We start from the raw sequence: 17912 nt of genomic DNA, 5'->3' as shown, positions 1-17912 counted from the left end.
CTTACGATCAGCCGGTGAGCCCGGCGGCGAGCAGCTCCACGAAACCGACGTCCTCACCTGCGACGCCGAAGACCTCGGCGCGCTGTAGGGTCCGCTCGGCCCACGCGCGGTGCGGCTTCACCTCGTTCATCTTGTTGGTGTAGGCCGAGCGCATCACTCCGCCGCCTTCGCGATCGGGCCGCAGGATGTCCCGCGCGTCGCTGTACTCCTCATGGCTGACCACGGACAGAGCGTGGACCGGGAGCACGTGCGACGGATGGATGCAGGTCTTGCCCAGGAGCCCGTTGACGCGGTCGAGTTCGATCTCGCGCAGCAGTCCGTCGAGATCGTGGTCGATGAGTTCCTGGCGCAGTTCGTCGGCGCGACCGGCGAGGAAGGGGCTGCGACGCAGTTGGGGCTTGAACATCCGCTCCTGGCGCCGGAAGTACTCCCAGACGGGGCCGGTCACGGTGAAGCCCGTGCCGTCGGACCGCCCGAGGAGGTTCACGACGTCCGCGATCACCGACGCCACGATCTGCACGTCGTAGGCGGTCATGTCGGGGGGCCTGCGCAGACCGTACGCGGAGCAGAAGTCGGTGACGCCCAGACGCAGGGCGAGCACGCGGTCCCGGTACTTGTCGACGGTCCGGGCGATGCCGTCCAGCGTCTCGCGGCGGGACTCCAGATGGAGCAGTTCCGGGGACTCCAGGACCGGCATCGCGAACAGTCGACGACCGTGGGCGGCCTCCGTGGCCGCAAGTGCCTCCAGGAACGGGACGCCGCGTTCCTCGGTGAACTTCGGCAGTACGAATCCGGACAGGAGCGCCGCGGAGGAACCCAGCCGTCGTACGAGATCGGGTATCTGTTCCGGGGTGCGCACGCGCATGAACAGCAGGGGCAGGTCACCGACCGGCCGGGTCGCCAGCTCGACGACCTGGCGGACGACGTTCTCCTCGGCTTGGGGGACCTCGGAGTCCTCGATCGAGTCCTCCAGACAGATCACCATCGAGATCACGCCTCGACCTGCCTGTTTGCGGATGTCGTCCGCGAGCGTGGGCCTGATGGCGGGGCTGTACAGGGTGGCTCCCAGCGCAACCGCGAGCACACGGGCGGGGGAGTCGGCGGTGAAGTCGCACGGCTCCCGGTAGAAGAGGCGCTGACGCACCTGTGGGGCTATGTGCCCGAAATGACGCATGAGTCTCCCCGTGTTGCCGGAGTGTTCCGACGCGATGTGGCCGGTAATAGTACGTAGGAACGTGTGTCAAGGGTTCCCATGCCCCATGAAATCCTGGTAAGCGAAGCATGTCGCCCTCATGGTCGCGCTCCTTGACCTCACCGTGCAGCACGGCACCCGCATTGTCCTGGCGGCGACCGGGAGGGCAGGATGGCCGCATGACGCACGCGATGCTGAAGGGGTCGAACGTCCCGCTCGAAGCCGCGGCGGTCCGTGCCGTGCTGCGGTGGGCCACCGGGCAGGACGTCCCGGACGTCGACGTCTCCGCACTGCTCCTCGGACCCGACGGCCGGGTGCGGTCCGACGAGGACTTCGTCTTCTACAACCAGCCCCGACACCCTTCGGGCAAGGTGTGGCGGCTCGGGAAGAAGCGGGTGCCGGAGGGGCTCGCCGACACGATCCAGACGGATCTCAGGGGTCTGCCGAGCGAGGTCGACCGGGTCCTCCTGGTGGCGTCGGCGGACGACGTGCCCTTCCACCGGGTGCGGTCCCTGCGCATCCAGGTGCACGACGCGGGCGCCGCGGACGACGAGCCGATCGCGTACTTCGACATCACGCCCGAGACGGGTGCCGAAACGGCTCTGATCTGCGGTGAGCTGTACCGACGCGGCGACGGGTGGAAGTTCCGGGCCGTGGGCGACGGCTATTCGAACGGCCTGGTCGGGCTGGCTACGGACTTCGGGATCTCCGTGGACGAGTCGACGCCGGAGAGCGGCGACGCACCGGAACAGCCGCTGCCGACGTCCCCCCAGCCGTCCGTGCCCCCGCCCGCCCCGCAGGAGCCGGTCACCCAGCCCGCGTACGGCTACCCCCCGCTGCCGGAGGGCCGCCCGGCGGCCCAGCCCGCGTACGGGTACCCGCACCCCGTGTCGGGGCAGCCCGGCGGCGCACAGCAGCCCTCCTACGGCTATCCGCAGCCGGTCTCCGCGGTGCCGGACCCGAGTTTCCGGCTGCCGCCCCAGGGCCCACAGTTCCAGCCCCGCTGACCCGGTGACGACCGGGCCCTCGGCCCCCTTTCCCCGGTGGACGCGTGCGGCCCGGAGGCATGGGCTCAGCGGTCAGCCTTGGACTTGTACCCGCGGCCCCATTGGAGCCCCCAGCCGTACAGCCGGTCGAGTTCCGCCTGGAAGCCGTACACGAACTTCACCTCCCGCCGGACGATCAGCTGGTCCTTGACGTTCTCCAACGAGAACACCGCACAGGAGCGGGCCTGCGGGGCGCGCTCGTCGAGGCTGATCTCGATGCGGGGGCCACTGCTCGGGTAGAGGGTGACGATGGCGTGGGTGCGGTCGAAGGCGGGCGTCTGGTCGTAGATGTAGACGAAGATCAGGAGCCGCTTGATCGCTTCGCGCTGGTCGAGGTTGATGAAGATCGTCTCGCCGGTGCCGGAGCCGAAACGGTCGTCACCGCTCAGTTTCACGTACGGGGAGCCGTTGAGGTCCCCGAAGAAGCCGCCCAGTGGTTGGACCACGCCCTTGGACCCGTCCGACAGCTCGTACAGGCAGCCGAGGTCGAGGTCGACGTTGACCATGCTCTGGGTGTGGGCCTGGACGGCGTCGGGCTTGAACATCCTGAACGGGTTGCTCAGCAGCCCGCCGCGGTCCGGGCCCCCTATGTCGGAGGTGCGCATCCGCCAGGACAGGTTGACGCGCAGGTTCCCGGTGGCCGCCCCCTGCTTGGTGAGCGAGACCGAAGGGTTCCGCTTGGTGAGTTCGATGGAGTTGGTCGCCGAGCTCCCGGACTCGAAGTCCGCCGAGCGCCCGCGCCACAGACTGTCCCAGAAGGACATGCAGCCCCCCAATGCCCTGATATCCCCGGGCCCGGCGGTGTCGGCCCGGGCTTCCTTGCGTACGTAGCGGGGCGGCCGTGGGAACCATGTCCCACGGCCGCCCCGCTGAGAGCGTTCCTCGTGGCGAGCCCGGTCACACCCTCGAACCGGTCACATCAGTCGGTGCTCATGCCTTGGAGGTGATCTTCGGCTTGCCGTCCGAGTTCTCGGCCCCGCCGCCGGCCGCTGCGAGGGCGCGGTTGCGACGGACCGACGACCAGAACGACCAGCCGATCAGGACCACGCCCACGAGCCCGGTGATGACCTCGTTGACCTCGTACCGAATGGTGATCAACAGGATCGCGGCGAGTGCGCCGATCGCGTAGTGCGCGCCGTGCTCCAAGTAGACGTAGTCGTCGAGGGTGCCCTCACGGACCAGGTAGACCGTGAGGGACCGGACGTACATCGCGCCGATACCGAGGCCGAGCGCCATGAGCACGATGTCGTTGGTGATCGCGAAGGCGCTGATGACCCCGTCGAAGGAGAAGGAGGCATCCAGCACTTCCAGGTACAGGAACATGAAGAACGCGGCCTTGCCCGCCATCAGCACCACGGGCTTGCCGCTGCGCTTGGCGGTCTCCTCGGCCTCGTGTTCGCGTTCCTCCTGCTCTTCGAGCCTGCCCTCGAAGAACCCCGAGAGACCACCGACGACGAGGTAGGTGATGAGTCCGGCGATGCCGGAGAGCAGCACCGTCTCCGTCTTGTCGGCATGGGTGCCGCCGTGCTGGTGGGCCTGCGGCGCGAGGGCAACCGCGCTGACCAGGAGCACGATCAGGGCGAGACAGACCGACAGCATCTCGACCTTGCCGAGCCTGGCGAGCGGGCGCTCGATCCAGCGCAGCCACTTGATGTCCCGCTCCTCGAAGACGAAGTCGAGGAAGATCATGAGCAGGAACATGCCACCGAAGGCGGCGATGGAGGCATGGGCGTCAGTGACGAGTTCCTCGTAACGGTCCTTCTCGGTGAGGGCGAGATCGACCGCTTCGATCGGGCCGAGCCCGGCGCTGACGGCGACGATCACCACCGGGAACACCAGTCGCATACCGAAAACGGCGATCAGGATGCCGATGGTGAGGAAGATGCGCTGCCAGAAGGCGTTCATCTTCTTCAGGATTCCGGCGTTGACCACCGCGTTGTCGAAGGACAGCGAGATCTCCAGGATGGAGAGTATGGCGACGACACCGAAGCCGACCCATCCCCCGTACAGCAAGGCCGCGACCAGACCGAGCGCGGTGACCGCGAACGACCAACCGAAGGTTTTGAGAATCACTGGCTACCCATTCCTGTCACGGGGGTCCCCCGGTAGGAGTCCGGCAGGAGGTCACCCCCGCACCGGGCCCAGCTTCACGAAACACTGACCCCGAAGTCTAGAGCGATGCCCCTCAAACCCGATGCGTACCCCTGCCCCACCGCACGGAACTTCCATTCACTTCCGTAACGGTAGACCTCGCCGAAGATCATCGCCGTTTCGGTGGAGGCGTCCTCCGACAGGTCATAACGGGCGAGTTCCTGACCGTCCGCCTGATTCACGACACGGATGAATGCGTTGTTGACCTGGCCGAAGGTCTGCCCCCGGGCGTCCGCCTCGTGGATGGAAACCGGAAAGACGATCTTCTCGCAAGTCACCGGGACCAAGGCGAGGTCGATCACCAAGGACTCGTCGTCGCCGTCGCCCTCACCCGTGAGGTTGTCTCCGGTGTGCGTCACGGAGCCGTCCGGGCTGGCCAGGTTGTTGTAGAAGACGAACCACTCGTCGCCGAGGATGCGGCCCGCATTGCACAGCAGCGCGCTGGCATCGAGATCGAACGGGGCTCCCGTGGTGGAACGTGCGTCCCATCCGAGGCCGACCAGGATCTGTGTGAGGTTCGGTGCGGCCTTGGATAGGGAGACATTGCCCCCCTTGGCAAGCGTGACACCCATGTTCGTCGTCCTCCCCGAGGTGATGCAGCGCCATCCCGGGGACGGACAGACACACGGCCGTGCCGTGCTCCCCCCGGGCCCCCGACCGGGGGCTGTTGTCCTGCCCGACCCGGTGCGACGCCGCGCGGGCGTCGCACCGGGCGGTCGTGCTCCGACTCAGACGTTGACGCCGAAGTCCTGCGCGATGCCGCGCAGGCCAGAGGCGTAGCCCTGGCCGATGGCGCGGAACTTCCACTCCGCACCGTTGCGGTACAGCTCGCCGAAGACCATCGCGGTCTCGGTGGAGGCGTCCTCGGAGAGGTCGTAACGGGCGATCTCCTGGTTGTTCGCCTGGTTCACCACTCGGATGAACGCGTTGCGGACCTGGCCGAAGGACTGCTGGCGGCTCTCGGCGTCGTAGATGGAGACCGGGAAGACGACCCGGGCCACGTCCGCGGGGACCGCGACCAGGTTCACCTTGATCTGCTCGTCGTCGCCTTCGCCCTCACCGGTGAGGTTGTCACCGGTGTGCTCGACCGAGCCGTCCTGACTCTTCAGGTTGTTGAAGAAGACGAAGTTCTGGTCGCTGGTGACCTTGCCCTCCGTGTTGGTCAGGATGGCGCTGGCGTCCAGGTCGAAGTCCGTACCCGTGGTGGTGCGGACGTCCCAGCCCAGCCCGATCACGACCGCGGTGAGGCCGGGCGCCTCCTTGGTCAGCGATACGTTGCCGCCCTTGCTGAGGCTGACTCCCACAAGTCCTCCCAATGGTGTCTAGGGGCGGGGAGCCCCGTCGTGCTCTGGTATCGAATCAACGTTTCGATCCTAGTGACGGGTTCCCGTGCTCCGCAGGGGTTGGTCCCGAAGAATCACAGGGTGTCGAGGGCCTTCACGTAGTCGTTCAGGTCCCGGGCGTCCGGCAGGCCGTTCACGATCGTCCAGCGCACGACGCCCTCCTTGTCGATGACGAAGGTGCCGCGGACCGCGCAGCCCTTGCCCTCGTCGAAGACGCCGTACGCGCGCGAGGCTTCACCGTGCGGCCAGAAGTCGGACAGCAGGGGGTACTCGAGGCCCTCCTGCTCGGCGAAGACGCGCAGGCTGAACGGGGAGTCGTTGGAGACCGCCAGCAGCTGGACGTCGTCGTTGACGAACTTCGGCAGTTCGTCGCGCAGTGCGCACAGCTCGCCCGTGCACACCCCGGTGAAGGCGAACGGGTAGAAGAGCAAGACGACGTTCTTCTCACCACGGAAGTCGGACAGGCGCACGGTCTCCCCGTGCTGGTTCCTGAGCTCGAAGTCCGGGGCCTTGGTGCCGACCTCAATCGCCATGGTCACGCATTCCCTTCGCGGGGCTGTTCGGGTGGTGCCCACCACCCTACGCAGCGCGAGCACTCAGGTCTGTGTCAGGGGAGACCGCGCCGGAACGTGGCGGTGTCCATCCCGCGAGCCGGCCGGGCCGCGGAGGCTGCGGGGAGCCCGGGAGGAAGGGGGGGTGCGCACCACGTGGTCCGTGGGCTTGGAGATCGTGCGGTCCGTGGGCCTGGGGCGGGGGCTGTCGGGCACGGGCCCGGGTACCCGGATGCCGCCCACGGCGCGGCCTCGCAGGGCCGGGAGATCCCCACAACCCCCGCCGAGCACGCCCCGGGAGTGGCCCGGGAGCGCCTCGGAAGCGACGAAGTCCCCGCCGACTGGGTCGACGGGGACACACGCTGGAGTGCGTAGGGCTCCCGTGGGGCGATGATCCCCCACGGGAACGCAGTGTCAGCGCTTCTTTGCTGCGGCCTTCGGCGTGACCAGGCGGCTCCCTGTCCAGTCCTTGGCCACGCTGATGCTCTTGGTCTGGGAAAGACCCGCGGTCTGCGCGGACTCGTTGATGTCGCTGGGTTCGACGTAGCTGTCCCGGCCGGTCTTGGGCGTCAGCAGCCAGACCTGGCCGCCGTCGTCGATCAGCCCAATGGCATCGACCAGCGCGTCCGTCAGATCGCCGTCGTCCTCGCGGAACCACAGCACTACGACATCGGCGACATCGTCGTACTCCTCGTCGACGAGGTCGCTGCCGATGGTCTCCTCAATGGCCTCGCGGAGTTCCTGATCGACATCGTCGTCGTAGCCGATCTCCTGGACCACCTGCCCGGGCTGGAACCCCAGCCTGGCGGCAGGGTTCGTCCGCTCCTCCGCGTGGTCCGCGGTCGCGCTCACCGTTTGCCTCCTGATCATGTTCGGATGTTGTCCTGATGGGCCTCGCGCCAGCGCGGGGCGTTGGCCGTAGTCCACACGGGCGGGGCGGATCGCGCAAGTACCCGGCCGTCGAGACCGCCGAAACGGTGACGTTCCCGACCGTGTCACCGCAACTTCCGATACGAAATCGCGGCAATCAGTGACACACACCACGACAGTGTGCCCTATTCGCCCGCTTCGCGAACCGGAGTCCGGGTAGGTGGAGCCTCGAAGAATTCCCGAGAAGTACCGAGGGATGCGGTGAAGCTCCAGAAGCGGGGGGTCAGGGAACGGGCAGAGGTCGACCACCCGCAGCCCGTCCGTCACGGACAAACCATACGGGCACACGAGGGCCGAACGGACACGGCACCGACGAACGACCCGGATCGACGGACACACGGTGGACGTATTGTTACGTTTTAGACGATCATGCCCCATTTGCCGAGTCGAGGTCCCGGTTACCTCTCGGTACGAATGACGTTTCCCACCCCGAGGTACACGATGGGAGACGGCGCACCCACCAGAAGTGGCACGTCCCACGACCGTGCCACCGGACAGCGAAGGAACAGCGTGGCTTCCGGATTCGATCGCAACCCGATCATCATTGGCGGCCTTCCGAGTCAGGTCCCCGATTTCGATCCCGAAGAGACCCAGGAGTGGCTCGACTCGCTCGACGCCGCCATCGACGAACGGGGCCACGAACGGGCCCGCTACCTGATGCTCCGCCTCATCGAACGGGCGCGCGAGAAGCGCGTGGCTGTGCCCGAAATGCGCAGCACGGACTACGTCAACACCATCGCCACCAAGGACGAGCCGTTCTTCCCGGGCAACGAGGAGATCGAGCGCAGGGTCCTCAACGCCACTCGTTGGAACGCCGCGGTGATGGTGTCGCGGGCCCAGCGCCCGGGGATCGGCGTCGGCGGGCACATCGCCACCTTCGCTTCGTCGGCTTCCCTCTACGACGTGGGCTTCAACCACTTCTTCCGGGGCAAGGACGAGGGCGACGGCGGCGACCAGATCTTCTTCCAGGGCCACGCTTCGCCGGGGATCTACGCACGGGCGTTCCTCCTCGACCGACTTTCCGAACGCCAACTCGACGCGTTCCGCCAGGAGCGGTCGAAGGCCCCGGACGGGCTGCCCAGCTATCCGCACCCGCGACTGATGCCGGACTTCTGGGAGTTTCCCACGGTCTCGATGGGGCTGGGACCGCTCGGCGCGATCTTCCAGGCCCGCATGAACAGGTACGTGGAGGCCCGGGGCATCGCGGACACCTCGTCCTCGCACGTGTGGGCCTTCCTCGGTGACGGCGAGATGGACGAGCCGGAGTCGCTGGGCCAGCTGTCCATCGCTGCTCGCGAGGGGCTGGACAACCTGACCTTCGTGATCAACTGCAACCTCCAGCGGCTGGACGGTCCGGTCCGGGGCAACGGCAAGATCATCCAGGAGTTGGAGTCCCAGTTCCGGGGAGCCGGCTGGAACGTCGTGAAACTGGTCTGGGACCGCTCGTGGGACCCGCTGCTGGCCCAGGACCGGGACGGCATCCTGGTGAACCGGTTGAACACCACCCCCGACGGGCAGTTCCAGACCTACGCCACGGAGACGGGGGCGTACATCCGGGACCACTTCTTCGGTGACGACCACCGACTGCGCGCGATGGTCGCGAGCATGACCGACGACCAGATCCTGCACCTGGGCCGGGGCGGCCACGACCACCGGAAGATCTACGCTGCCTTCTCCGCGGCGAAGGCCCACAAGGGTCAGCCCACGGTGATCCTGGCGCAGACGGTCAAGGGATGGACGCTGGGCCCCAATTTCGAGGGCCGCAACGCGACCCACCAGATGAAGAAGCTCACCGTCGGCGATCTGAAGGGATTCCGCGACCGGCTGCACCTGCCGATCAGCGACCGGCAACTCGACGACGGTCTGCCGCCCTACTACCACCCGGGCCGCAACTCGGAAGAGATCCAGTACATGCACGACCGCCGCACGGCACTCGGTGGATACGTGCCGTCGCGGGTGGTGCGAGCGAAGCCCCTGGCTCTGCCCGACGACAAGGCCTACGCGAGCGGCAAGAAGGGGTCCGGTCATCAGTCGATCGCCACCACGATGGCCTTCGTGCGGCTGCTCAAGGACCTGATGCGGGACAAGGAGATCGGGAGGCGGTTCGTCCTGATCGCTCCGGACGAGTACCGCACGTTCGGTATGGACTCCTTCTTCCCGAGCGCCAAGATCTACAATCCGCTCGGTCAGCAGTACGAGTCGGTGGACAGGGACCTGCTCCTCGCGTACAAGGAGTCGCCCACGGGGCAGATGCTGCATGACGGTATCTCCGAAGCGGGCTGCACGGCCTCACTCATCGCCGCGGGTTCGACCTATGCCACTCATGGCGAACCGCTCATCCCGGTGTACGTCTTCTACTCGATGTTCGGTTTCCAGCGCACCGGTGACCAGTTCTGGCAGATGGCCGACCAGTTGGCACGCGGGTTCGTCCTGGGAGCCACCGCCGGGCGCACGACCCTGACCGGCGAGGGCCTCCAACACGCTGACGGCCACTCGCAGTTGCTTGCCTCCACCAACCCGGGTTGCGTGGCCTACGACCCGGCCTACGCGTACGAGATCGCCCACATCGTGCGGGACGGGCTGCGCAGGATGTACGGCGAGACCGAGGACGGTTCGCCCGGTGAGGACGTCTTCTACTACCTCACCGTCTACAACGAGCCGATCCAGCACCCGGCCGAGCCGGAGAACGTCGATGTCGAGGGCATCCTGCGGGGTGTGTACCGGCTGAGGGCGGGTGACCGCGGCTCGCTCCCGGCCCAGATCATGGCGTCAGGCGTCGCCGTTCCCTGGGCGTTGGAGGCCCAGCGGATCCTCGCCGAAGAGTGGGACGTCAAGGCGGATGTATGGTCGGCGACCTCCTGGAACGAACTCCGCCGGGAGGCGGTCGAGGTGGAGCGGCACAACCTGCTGCACCCGCAGGAGGAACAGTTGGTGCCGTACGTGACGCGGAAGCTGTCGGGCGCCGAAGGTCCGTTCGTCGCGGTGTCCGACTGGATGCGATCCGTTCCCGACCAGATCGCGCGCTGGGTGCCGGGTACCTATCAGTCGTTGGGGGCCGATGGATTCGGCTTCGCGGACACCCGGGGTGCGGCACGGCGTTACTTCCACATCGACGCGCAGTCGATCGTGGTGGCCGTGCTCACCGAGTTGGCACGGGAGGGCAAGGTGGACCGGTCAGTCCTCAAGCAGGCGATCGACCGGTACCAGCTGTTGGACGTGGCTGCCGCCGACCCGGGTGCGGCCGGGGGCGACGCCTAGGCTCTTTCGCGGGCGTCAGACCGGGTCAGCGGGCAGGCCCCCCTTGCCTCCTGCGCCCCACGAGAAGCCCGACAGGGGTCCGTAGCTCGGTCGTCCTACGGTCCGGGGCGGGATCAGGGACCGTAGGGAGTCCGGGCGTCCGTACCGATGGCCGGCGGTCCCGACCGTCAGTTCTCCCACACCTTGAACGCTCTGATGCGGTGAGGTGACTGCGGGGTCCAGGTGCCGTTCCCGGGATAGGTGTCGAACTCTCCGGTCTCCTCACACTCGGCGGACTGGTAGGTGGTGACGGGGCGTCCGAGTCGATTGGCGAGGGCCTGCGCGCTGCCCCCCGCCGGCAGCGCGACGCAACTCTCGATGTCGATCTCGGACAGTTCGTAGGTGAGCCGGGTGCCCTTGAAGTCGGTCTTCGCCCACAGGCACAGCTCGCCCGGTCCGCAGCGGCCGAGCGTCGTGGCGGTGGTCGTTGCGGTGGATCGGGGCTGGGTGCTCGGAACGGCCTGTTGCTGGGTCGCCACGCGGTCCGGCGGGTTCGCCGGACGGGCGGTCGGCACGCTGGTGGTGCCCGCGTGAGCGGGACCGAGGAGCACCGCCGCGGTGGCGACCGCGAGGGTGGTGGACCTGAGCAGGGTGGAGCGCATGTGGTTCATCCCCCGTGTTGGACTGATCACTTGGTGCAACCATCGCCGGTCGCGGGGAGCGGAAGGAAGCCCTCCGGGCATGTGCCACCCGGACAGGCGAAATCCCCGCCGCTCGGGAACTGTTGAGTCGTCCCAGATGTTGGTGGCTATTTCCCGGAGGCCGGAGCCGCGCGTTCGGCCACACCGTCGCGGGACCGAACACGCCTTCAGAGGTGGGGCGTTGGATGTGAACCGACGCCGGATGTGCATCGACGTCGGATGTGCACCGCGCCGCAGCCGGCCTCCGCTTGGGCGCCCTGCTCAGGCAGCAGCGCAACGAAGCCCGCGGCGAACCCGACACCCGGGGCGACGAGGCAGGCGAGACCCGTTCCGGAGGAGGCGACCTCGGTGATCGTCACGGCGGAGCACGCGGGGAGGTCCGGCGACGCCGGTGCGGCACCCCGCCTGGGCAGCCGCGGCCACCCGGTCGAGCCCTTCGGGACCGAGCGGCGGCAACTCGGCGTCCGTCCAGCCGTCCGGCAGCACACTGCCCGGCTTCGAGGCCGGCGCCATCCCGTCGGCCGGGCACACCGACGGGGAGAGCATCGGGCCACGGCGCCCCTCACCCTCCGCATGCGCACGTACCAGATGATCGAATCGACGCCTGCGCACGGCGAGACGCTTACGCCCTGGGCCGCGGACCAGGACACCGACATCGCCCAGTAGGAATCTCACCGAGCGCTACCCGCACGCAGCGACTCCCGCACTGGCGGCGGACCGGCAGGGCGCCCACCCGCCGAGTAGCGCACCGCGGCACCGCGCACCGCCCTGCCCACGGGCCCTCGACGGCGTCAATAGGAGTCCGCGTCCGACACGCGAGGTCAGGCCCCACGACCGTCGGACCGTGCGATCTCCGCCCGTCGAGACCCACACCCAAGGCCAGCAAGGCGATCTACGGTCTTCACGACACCACCCCGTAACAGCATTCCGCCCAGGGAAACGTGATCTGTGTCACGCATTGCCCAGGGGGGTGTGGGCGTCTCCTAGGGTGTCCCGCAGTGACTTCCTCCGATGCATCCCCCCAACTCGACGTCTGGCGCGCCCTGGTCGCCCTGGGCGTCGTCTTCATCATGCTGACGACCACCGGCTGGACGGCCCACAGCAGCCGACGCGACGGTGGCTCACCGCTCAAGGCCGCGCTGGCTGCCTGGGAGAACGGACACCTCCAGGGGCGGGAACTGCCCGACCCCCAGACGTCCCCGCGGCAGCTCGCCCGGTTCTTCGCCTCGCTGACCAACGACCAACGCGACCGGTTGGCCGACCGCCACCCGCTCGTGGTCGGCAACATGAACGGCGCCCCGCTCACCCTGCGCTACCGGGCCAACCGCACCGCCCTGGACGTCGCCCGCGAAGCGGAATCCCGGCGCGTGCGCGACGACCGTCTCTCGCCCGAGGGCCAGCGCCAGGCGGAACGTCGGATGCACCGCTACGCGGCCTTCATGCACCCCGACCGCCGCGTACTCGCCTTCGACCCGACCGGCGCCGGGCGGATCGCGGAGGTCCTCGGCGACCTCGCCCACGCGCAGCGCGTCTCCGTCATCGTCCCGGGCGTCGACACCAGTCTGGTGACCTTCGAACGGCCCGACCGGGCGCACTCGACGCCCCTGGGCATGGCCCGAGCCCTGTACGACGCCGAACGCGCCGCAGCACCCGGGGCCCGCACCGCGGTGATCGCCTGGGCCGACTACACCGCCCCCGAAGGGCTCGGCGTCGAAGCGGCCACGGCGATACGGGCCAGGAGCGGTGCGATCCGGCTCAACGCGATGGTGCGCGGGCTCCCCGGCAGGGCGGAAGTCGCCCTCTACTGTCACAGCTACGGTTCCGTGCTGTGTGGCGTCGCCGCGCCCGCCCTGCCCTCCCGCGTGACGGACATCGCCGTCGCCGGCAGCCCGGGAATGCGCGCCGATCGAGCGTCCCACCTCGACACTCGCGCCCGGATCTGGGCCACGCGCGACAGTGACGACTGGATCGAAGACGTGCCCCACCTGGAACTGGGCGGCATCGGACACGGCGCCGACCCCTTCTCCCGGGCGTTCGGGGCGAGGCTGTTGTCCGCGAGCGGCGCGGACGGTCACACGGGCTACTTCGAACCCGGGACCGAGAGCCTCAGCAACTTCGCGGAGATCGGCGTGGGCGCCTTCCTGGGGCTGCGCTGTGCCGATCGGGATGACAGTTGCAGAAGTGGTCTGTCCTCGGCCGCAACGGTCTGACGCGCGTAGAAAACGGGAGAACTGCGGCTCGTCGCAGGCGGGACGGGGGCGTCCGTGCCGCATACGATGACCCGCATGGGTGATGTACTGGCCGGATTTCACGCCGCTTGGGAGTTCGCGTCCGACTCCGTGCACATCCGCTTCGAACGGGGGATACGCACGCCCAAACTCTTCCAGGCGCTCGTCGAGCGCCGTGTCCCACACGAGGCGATCACCGCGGTCACGTTGACCCCGGGTAGACGCGGCACCGTCGTCCTGCACGCCGTGCCCCGCCCCGGGGCCGACCCGCTGATGGACGCGGCCGCCGGGCAATTGAAGGAGGCCTCCGACCCCTACCGACTGGTGCTCCCGGTGGAGCGTGCGACGCTCGCCGAGTACTACGCCGACGAACTGCGCCCGCTCCTCGCACGCGACAGCCCCGTCCGTTCCGCCGGCCGCTACCTGGTGGCCCCTCCCGCACCACCCCTCACGTTCAAGGCGTACGACGGCAAGGCGGCCTTCGACGGAACGGCCGTCTCGTACCGTTGGTCGTGGACGGGCGCGTCCTCGACCAAGTGGAAGGCCGGCGACCAGAAGTTCGCGGTGGCCGACCTCAGTGGCGTCGAGTGGCGTTCCCCCGAACTCTTCGAAGGCCACCTACGACTCCTGCGTCGCGATGAACCCGGGCCGACCGGGCAGGCCGACCAGGACCCCGCAGCGGTCGTGTTCGGCCTCGGGTACGGACCCGTTCACGAGTCCCTGCCGTTCGCCGCCTCGGTCCTGGCCGCAGTGCGCTCGGCGGGACCGGTGGTGTCGGTGCCCGCTCAGCACTCCCCGTCGGGCGGCAGGGACCCCGCTGACATCGCCGACCGCATCCGGCATCTCGGCGAACTGCACCAGGCCGGTCTCATCACCGACGAGGAGTTCCACTCCAAGAAGGCCGAGTTGCTCGCCGAGCTCTGACCGCGCTGCTGGCCCTCCTCCCTCTCATACCTAGGTATGAGAGGGGTTCCAGCCCCTCGGTATGACGGCACGGTCGTCCACCCTTGCCTACGCTGAGCGGGACATGAGCACCACACCCACGTCCCCCCAACCATCAGGACACGGGCCGGGGCCCGCACCGGGGCGGCGGTCCGTTGTCCTCGTCATGGACGGGCTGCGCCACACCGGTTCCCTGCTCACCGCTCCCCCGGAGCGCCCCCGAGCGTTACTGGCGGACTCGCCCCGCGCATGGGTCCGACGGTTACCCCCTCTCGTCGCGCTCGCCCTGGTGGCGATCCTGCTGCCGGTCACCGCCCACCTCCTCACCAACCACTACGCCATCGGCGTCGGGCTCGCCATCCTCCTTGCGGTGGCACAGGCCGGTCCCCTCATCCTCGCCGTGACACGGCCCCTGCGTGCGTGGGGGATCATCGCGGTCGCAGACGTGACCGGTGCAGTGGCGGCGATCGGTTCGACCGAGTCCAGACCGGCGCCCTGGACGCCCACGATCATCATCGGCTACCTCGCCCTCTGCGTCGCGCTCTCCCAGCGGGAGGGTCGACGCACGCTCGGCGCCGTCTGGCTGGCGACCCTCGCCGCGACAGCGGTGCTCACCGAGTACAACTCCCCCGGCAGCCACAGCACGAGTGCCGTGACGATCGCCCTCAGCGGCGGGGTCCTGCTCCTCGGGACCCTGGTGAAGGAGCGTCGGGAAGCACAACACAAACTCGCGGAACAGGAGACCATCAACGAGGCGGAGCGTTTTCAGCGCACCCTCCTGGAGGAACGGGCGCGAATCGCCCGCGAGTTGCACGATGTGGTCGCCCACCACATGTCCGTGATCACCGTGCAGGCCGACTCCGCCGCCTACCGGTTGCCGGATCTTTCTCCGGAAACGGTGCGGGAATTCGAGTCGATCGCGGCGGGAGCACGCGAGTCCCTGGGCGAAATGCGACGGCTCCTGTCCGTCCTGCGTAGCGAGGACGCGGCGGGCGAACGAGTTCCCCAACCCGGCCTCGACCGGCTGCGGCAGCTGGCCGACGCGACCGTGCGCGCCGGCGTTCCGGTCGTGTTGTCGCTGCCTGAGATCACCCTCGTCAAGTTCCTGACCCGACTCTCCCCGGTCGTCGAGCTGTCCGCGTACCGCATCGTGCAGGAAGCGCTGGCCAACGTCGTGCGGCACGCGCCCGGGGCACGCACCGAAGTGCTCATTTCCACTGACGGTGACCATCTGACCGTCGTCGTCGTGAACCGACCCGCACCCCGGCGAGCCGTACCGCTGGAGCTCGGCTCGACAGGGCACGGGCTCAGGGGCATGGCGGAACGCGTCAGGTTGGTGGGCGGCACACTCGACGTCGGCCCCCTGCCCGACGGGGGCTTCCGCGTGGCCGCTCGTCTGCCCGTCGCCGAGCCCCGCGGCACCACCGCCTCACCGCCAGAGCCTTCGTCGACCTCCGCAGCCAACCCCGAGGAGCCCTGCCGCACATGGCCATCCGCGTGATCATCGTCGACGACCAGGCCATGGTCAGAGCGGGATTCGCCGCACTCCTGGCAGCGCAGAGCGACATCGACGTCGTGGGCGAGGCCCCGAACGGCAAGGACGGCGTGACCCTCAGCCGCACCACCCACCCGGACCTCGTCCTCATGGACGTCCGCATGCCCGAGATGGACGGCCTGACGGCCACCCGCACCCTTCTGGACCCGCCTCCCGGCGTGGTGCACCGGCCCAAAGTGCTCATGCTCACGACCTTCGACGCGGACGACTACATCTTCGAGGCCCTACGCGCCGGGGCTTCGGGCTTCCTCCTCAAGGACGCACCGCCGGCCGACCTCATCTCCGCCGTGCGGATCGTGGCAGGCGGCGACGCCCTGCTCGCTCCTTCGGTGACACGCAAGTTGATCGCCGAGTTCGCGGAGCGGAAGACCAGCTCCCGCAGGGAGCGCTCGCTCGCACTGAACGGTTTGACCCCGCGCGAGACCGAGGTGCTGGGCCTGATCGCGCGGGGGCTGTCCAACCAGGAGATCGCGGGACGTCTCGTCCTCGCCGAACAAACGGTCAAGACCCACATCGGTCGGGTGCTGGCCAAGCTGAATCTGCGGGACAGGGCACAGGCCGTGGTCTTCGCCTACGAGTCCGGTCTCGTCACGCCCGGAGAGTCGTAGTACGGCACGTCAGCGCGGTGCGACAGTGGGCCCAGCGGACCCAAGTGCTGCCGCGCCGCACCGGGGTACGGCGGCCTCATACCCCGGTATGAGCCAAGGCTTGGCACCGCAGTGTGATGTGTCGCCCGTTCTCACCTTCGTACCTTTCCCCTCGTCAGGCAGTCGGACGAAGGGACAACGGAGATGAGCGTGGAGTCACCTACACGTCGGAGGAGTTGGCTGGTCGCACAGGTGATGCCGATGCGACGAGGGAAGAAGCCCGGTGCGGGTCGACCGGCCCGCACCTCGCTCCGGATGCGGGCGCTGTATCAGGAGCGTGGGTGGCGGGTCCTGGTGGCGGCCCTGCTCGTCCTCACGGCCATGGCGGGCACAGTGGGGTGGACCCTGGAGAAGGGGCAGATGCCCCTGACGGGGCCGCCTCCGGGCATCACCGCGTGGCGGGCCGACCGAGTATCCGGCGTGGTGGGGAACCTCGACGGTGCGCCGGTCTCCCTGCGGTACGAGGCGAACGCCCGTGCTCTGCGGCTCGAGCACTCGGAACAGCGGGTGCGCTCCGTGAACCCGACTGTCCCACCAGCTGGCAGAGCGCGGGCGAGGGAACTCGCGGCCCGGTACTCCGCTCTGCTCACGCCGGGGCGGCAGATCCTGGCATTCGACCCGCGAGGACGCGGACAGCTGGCGGAGGTCCACGGAGACCTCGGCAGGGCCCGCCACGTCTCTGTGATCGTGCCGGGCTCCGACAACGGCCTGAGTACGTTCGACCGGAGCCGTGACGCGTACAGCACGCCCTCCGGGATGGCGCGGTCGCTGCACCGGGCTGCGGGCAACGGCATCGCGGTGATCGCCTGGGTCGGCTACACCACCCCGACGGGTCTCGGCCCGGACGCGGCCACCGCACGGCTCGCGGCAGCGGGAGCGCCCCGGCTGAACCGCTTCGTGACCGCACTCCCCACCGTGGACGGCGCCCCGAGACCCGTCGTCTTCTGCCACAGCAACGGCTCGGTGGTCTGTGGGCTGGCCGCTTCGGGACTGGCCGCCTCGGAGTTGGTGGTGTTGGGTTCGCCCGGGCTGTGGGCCGATAGCGTCGCCGACTTGCGGACCCGCGCTCGGGTCTGGGCCGCGAGGGACGACAGCGACTGGATCAGGAAGGTGCCGAACGTCGAATTCCTCGGGCTCGGACACGGCAGGGACCCGGTTGACCCCTCGTTCGGAGCACTACGCGTTCCCACCGGGCAGGTGGAAGGGCACACGGGCTACTTCGCTCCGAACACGGAGTCCCTGCGGGCGTTCGCCGAGATCGCCACGGGAAGCGGTACGGTCACCGGGCGTCCTCCGACGGACCGCGAGGCATCGTGATCAGAGCTCTGCTGGGACAGAAGACCTTCCGATGACCGAAGGCAAAGCGGGTGGATTCGACAGAGGAACGCC

At 68.6% G+C, this 17912-nt stretch carries 15 protein-coding genes; 7 read left to right on the top strand and 8 right to left on the bottom strand.

The features are described from left to right. Positions 1-7: 7 nt before the first annotated feature. The gene (locus ACFV88_RS09810; protein ID WP_385487930.1) at positions 8-1174 is read right to left on the bottom strand and encodes an HpcH/HpaI aldolase/citrate lyase family protein; all 1167 of its coding nucleotides are present in this window, start codon (positions 1172-1174) and stop codon (positions 8-10) included. 197 nt (positions 1175-1371) lie between these two features. On the opposite strand from ACFV88_RS09810, the gene ACFV88_RS09805 reads away from it, so the two are divergent. After that, complete coding sequence (locus ACFV88_RS09805; protein ID WP_385487927.1) at positions 1372-2199, top strand: TerD family protein; 828 nt, start codon at positions 1372-1374, stop codon at positions 2197-2199. A gap of 65 nt (positions 2200-2264) precedes the next feature. Here the strand turns inward: ACFV88_RS09805 and ACFV88_RS09800 are convergent, their stop codons facing one another. The 6 genes from ACFV88_RS09800 to ACFV88_RS09775 all read right to left on the bottom strand — a co-directional run bounded on the left by ACFV88_RS09800 (position 2265) and on the right by ACFV88_RS09775 (position 7135). Next, positions 2265-3002, bottom strand: coding sequence for a Tellurium resistance (locus ACFV88_RS09800; RefSeq protein ID WP_385487925.1), 738 nt, complete (start codon positions 3000-3002; stop codon positions 2265-2267). A 166-nt stretch (positions 3003-3168) separates the two neighbouring features. Further along, entirely contained in the window at positions 3169-4311 is a 1143-nt protein-coding gene (locus tag ACFV88_RS09795; RefSeq protein WP_385487923.1) for a DUF475 domain-containing protein, read from the bottom strand. 74 nt (positions 4312-4385) lie between these two features. Further along, on the bottom strand, positions 4386-4961 hold the full coding sequence (locus ACFV88_RS09790) for a TerD family protein (RefSeq protein ID WP_385487921.1): 576 nt from the start codon (positions 4959-4961) through the stop codon (positions 4386-4388). A gap of 156 nt (positions 4962-5117) precedes the next feature. Further along, the gene (locus tag ACFV88_RS09785; RefSeq protein WP_385487919.1) at positions 5118-5693 is read right to left on the bottom strand and encodes a TerD family protein; all 576 of its coding nucleotides are present in this window, start codon (positions 5691-5693) and stop codon (positions 5118-5120) included. A 113-nt stretch (positions 5694-5806) separates the two neighbouring features. Continuing rightward, entirely contained in the window at positions 5807-6265 is a 459-nt protein-coding gene (locus ACFV88_RS09780) for a peroxiredoxin (protein WP_385487917.1), read from the bottom strand. A 432-nt stretch (positions 6266-6697) separates the two neighbouring features. After that, on the bottom strand, positions 6698-7135 hold the full coding sequence (locus ACFV88_RS09775) for a DUF3052 domain-containing protein (protein WP_385488027.1): 438 nt from the start codon (positions 7133-7135) through the stop codon (positions 6698-6700). A 588-nt stretch (positions 7136-7723) separates the two neighbouring features. Between ACFV88_RS09775 and aceE the strand changes: the two genes are divergently transcribed. Next, positions 7724-10471 carry a pyruvate dehydrogenase (acetyl-transferring), homodimeric type gene (gene aceE / locus ACFV88_RS09770; RefSeq protein WP_385487915.1) on the top strand — a complete coding sequence of 916 codons (2748 nt, stop codon included), beginning with the start codon at positions 7724-7726 and terminating at the stop codon, positions 10469-10471. Between the two features lie 167 nt (positions 10472-10638). On the opposite strand, the gene ACFV88_RS09765 is transcribed toward aceE, so the two are convergent. Next, positions 10639-11112: a peptidase inhibitor family I36 protein gene (locus tag ACFV88_RS09765; RefSeq protein WP_385487913.1), complete on the bottom strand. Its 474-nt coding sequence runs from the start codon at positions 11110-11112 to the stop codon at positions 10639-10641. Between the two features lie 1037 nt (positions 11113-12149). On the opposite strand from ACFV88_RS09765, the gene ACFV88_RS09760 reads away from it, so the two are divergent. From ACFV88_RS09760 to ACFV88_RS09740, 5 genes are all read left to right on the top strand, one after another. Continuing rightward, a complete protein-coding gene (locus ACFV88_RS09760; RefSeq protein WP_385487911.1) occupies positions 12150-13361 on the top strand; it encodes an alpha/beta hydrolase in 1212 nt (403 codons plus the stop codon). A 75-nt stretch (positions 13362-13436) separates the two neighbouring features. After that, a complete protein-coding gene (locus tag ACFV88_RS09755) occupies positions 13437-14303 on the top strand; it encodes a DUF4429 domain-containing protein (protein ID WP_385487909.1) in 867 nt (288 codons plus the stop codon). Between the two features lie 103 nt (positions 14304-14406). Beyond that, the gene (locus ACFV88_RS09750) at positions 14407-15822 is read left to right on the top strand and encodes a sensor histidine kinase (RefSeq protein WP_385487907.1); all 1416 of its coding nucleotides are present in this window, start codon (positions 14407-14409) and stop codon (positions 15820-15822) included. Then, entirely contained in the window at positions 15807-16484 is a 678-nt protein-coding gene (locus ACFV88_RS09745; RefSeq protein WP_385487905.1) for a response regulator, read from the top strand. The genes ACFV88_RS09750 and ACFV88_RS09745 overlap by 16 nt, the downstream gene beginning before the upstream one ends. A 294-nt stretch (positions 16485-16778) precedes the next feature. Continuing rightward, positions 16779-17840 (top strand): alpha/beta hydrolase, encoded by a 1062-nt coding sequence (locus ACFV88_RS09740; RefSeq protein ID WP_385488023.1) that lies wholly within the window; start codon positions 16779-16781, stop codon positions 17838-17840. Positions 17841-17912: the final 72 nt, after the last annotated feature.

It is taken from the genome of Streptomyces sp. NPDC059816, assembly GCF_042732055.1.
In the GTDB taxonomy this organism is placed as follows: domain Bacteria; phylum Actinomycetota; class Actinomycetes; order Streptomycetales; family Streptomycetaceae; genus Streptomyces.
Note: the sequence above shows the minus strand (reverse complement) of the source record. Positions and strands in the feature narration are given on the sequence as shown.

Coding starts and splice junctions, on each gene's coding strand:
- ACFV88_RS09810 (WP_385487930.1), bottom strand. CDS start 1,174: ATGCGTCATTTCGGGCACATAGCCCCACAGGTGCGTCAGCGCCTCTTC.
- ACFV88_RS09805 (WP_385487927.1), top strand. CDS start 1,372: ATGACGCACGCGATGCTGAAGGGGTCGAACGTCCCGCTCGAAGCCGCG.
- ACFV88_RS09765 (WP_385487913.1), bottom strand. CDS start 11,112: ATGCGCTCCACCCTGCTCAGGTCCACCACCCTCGCGGTCGCCACCGCG.
- ACFV88_RS09745 (WP_385487905.1), top strand. CDS start 15,807: ATGGCCATCCGCGTGATCATCGTCGACGACCAGGCCATGGTCAGAGCG.
- ACFV88_RS09780 (WP_385487917.1), bottom strand. CDS start 6,265: ATGGCGATTGAGGTCGGCACCAAGGCCCCGGACTTCGAGCTCAGGAAC.
- ACFV88_RS09790 (WP_385487921.1), bottom strand. CDS start 4,961: ATGGGTGTCACGCTTGCCAAGGGGGGCAATGTCTCCCTATCCAAGGCC.
- ACFV88_RS09755 (WP_385487909.1), top strand. CDS start 13,437: ATGGGTGATGTACTGGCCGGATTTCACGCCGCTTGGGAGTTCGCGTCC.
- ACFV88_RS09750 (WP_385487907.1), top strand. CDS start 14,407: ATGAGCACCACACCCACGTCCCCCCAACCATCAGGACACGGGCCGGGG.
- ACFV88_RS09800 (WP_385487925.1), bottom strand. CDS start 3,002: ATGTCCTTCTGGGACAGTCTGTGGCGCGGGCGCTCGGCGGACTTCGAG.
- ACFV88_RS09740 (WP_385488023.1), top strand. CDS start 16,779: ATGCGGGCGCTGTATCAGGAGCGTGGGTGGCGGGTCCTGGTGGCGGCC.